At 48.5% G+C, this 291-nt stretch carries 1 protein-coding gene; it reads right to left on the bottom strand.

The window, feature by feature from the left end:
* Nucleotides 1-291: L-threonylcarbamoyladenylate synthase (locus RG959_RS24010; RefSeq protein ID WP_342799294.1), on the bottom strand; the 291-nt coding region annotated here is incomplete at both ends.

Below are 291 nucleotides of genomic sequence, written 5' to 3'. Positions count from 1 at the left end.
ATCTAGTACTGTCGATTCCAATCCAACCCCTGTGGCTCCGCCATCGAGCACACCAGCAATTCTTCCATTTAAATCTGACCACACATGATCTGCAGAAGTTGGACTTGGCTTTCCAGATAAGTTTGCACTTGGCGCAGCGACAGGCACAGCCGCTTCCTGCAATAATTTCAATGCTATTGGATGACCAGGCAATCTAACCCCTACGGAATCCAGTCCTGCAGTCACATTTTCAGCACAACGACCATTACTTGGCAATACGAACGTAATGGGGCCAGGAGTAAAAGCCTCAAG

Origin of the sequence: Domibacillus sp. 8LH (assembly GCF_038806185.1) — a bacterium.
GTDB classification, from domain to species: domain Bacteria; phylum Bacillota; class Bacilli; order Bacillales; family Domibacillaceae; genus Domibacillus; species Domibacillus indicus_A.
This window is presented reverse-complemented; position numbering and strand designations above follow the sequence as displayed.